Origin of the sequence: Blautia sp. NSJ-175 (genome assembly GCF_022867815.1) — a bacterium.
Lineage (GTDB): Bacteria > Bacillota > Clostridia > Lachnospirales > Lachnospiraceae > Blautia > Blautia celeris.
Window position 1 is genome coordinate 1 of sequence record NZ_JALIFQ010000064.1, and the last position, 1,589, is coordinate 1,589.

1 protein-coding gene is annotated in these 1,589 nt (G+C 38.5%); it reads right to left on the minus strand.

Annotated features, from left to right (window positions below; translation table 11 throughout):
• Positions 1-163: 163 nt before the first annotated feature.
• On the minus strand, positions 164-1,339 hold the full coding sequence (locus tag MUB35_RS30330; protein WP_115622538.1) for an IS110 family transposase: 1,176 nt from the start codon (positions 1,337-1,339) through the stop codon (positions 164-166).
• Between the last annotated feature and the right edge of the window lie 250 nt (positions 1,340-1,589).

Below are 1,589 nucleotides of genomic sequence, written 5' to 3' on the forward strand. Positions count from 1 at the left end.
AAAAAGACTAACTATTAAAGAAAGTCAATAAATAGTTTCAAAAACAGAGATGTTTTGAGTATAGTGGCGATGACTTATTCATCGCAATCAGTACCTTGAAAATTGCATGACAAATAGAGCATCGAGTATGATGCTCTGACAAGAAGATATGATGTTGGAAGAATTAGATTGCTTTTTGGTATTGCTGTCCAGTGCGTTCGAGATGATAAATTAGCCGAACTAGTTTCTTGGTCGCGTGAGACATTGCAACATAGTAATGCTTGCCTTCAGCTCGTTTCTTGGCAAGATAAGCCTTGTAGGTTGGATCCCATAGACAAACATATGCGGTTGCATTAAACAGAGCATATCTAAGGTATCTAGAACCACGTTTTTCCATTCTGGCATAACAGTTATCTAACTGGCCGGATTGATAGGTAGAAGGCGACATTCCTGCATAAGCAAGGATCTTATCTGGAGAGTCGAATTGGCTAAAGTCACCTATTTCAGCAATAATCATGGCACCCATTCGATAGCTGATTCCAGGAATGCTAAGGATTGGAGAATTGATTTCATCCATGATGACTTTAATCTCGTTTTCAATCTCTTCGATTTCAGAATCTAGCTCTCTAATGAGCTTAATGGTGTGCTTTAATTCAAGCGATTTAGCTGGCATATTTGAACCGATAGAGGTTCTTGCAGCCTCTCTAAAAGCGATAGAGGTTTCTTTTGTGTAGTGGCCTTTAGATGCGGTTTCAAGAAGATTTGAAAGTCTTGTGAGATGTGCATTAGCTACCTGTTTTGCACCAGGAAATTCGTAGAGTAACTCATAAACAGAATTCTGATGAAGTGTTGGAACAAGCTTTTCTAACTCAGGGAAAAGGATACATACAAGACGGGATATAGATGTTTTAAGCTTCGCGCGTTCTTTAACTTTATCAAAACGATAGCGAGTAAGTGACTTAAGCTCTTCGTTGTGATACGATGTGTCTGAGTAGGACTTTAAGTTCACGTCAGACATTAGCATAGAAGCAATTGTATGGGCATCAACTTTATCCGTTTTCGTCTGTCTAAGGCTTAGACTTTTTCTGTACAGATTAGTATGTAACGGGTTGATAACAAAGGTGGCCAGACCTTTATCAAGCAGATATCCGAGAAGATTGTAACTATAGTGTCCAGTGGCTTCTAGGCCTACTTTTACTTTAGAAGCATCTTCCATAACGGATTCTATTTTCTGATAAAGCTCGTCGAACCCATCGAGATTGTTTTTGATGGTAAAAGCCTTGAAAAGGACTTCGCCATCAGAGTTTGTGATAAAGCAATCATGCTTATCTTTTGCGACATCAATTCCTACGTAAATCATATAGGACCTCCTGATATAAAGTATTGATACTGTCTTAAGATCCACAGGGCTCCTTGCAATCGTAACCTACTTCTTGATAAACCGTCATGCGGTAACTAACTGATTAACAAATAAACAAAGAGACTGTGGTTGGAGCCTTTTTTAAACCATCAAGTGGTAGGAGGTGATAACCAATCCACAGTATCTTAAAATAGCATAGTCAAACCTGTAGAAAAGGTAAAGAAAGACTATGACTTTATATAATAGTAGG

Bases quoted from the DNA above. Each gene is read 5' to 3' on its own strand.
- MUB35_RS30330 (WP_115622538.1), bottom strand. From the start codon at position 1,339: ATGATTTACGTAGGAATTGATGTCGCAAAAGATAAGCATGATTGCTTT.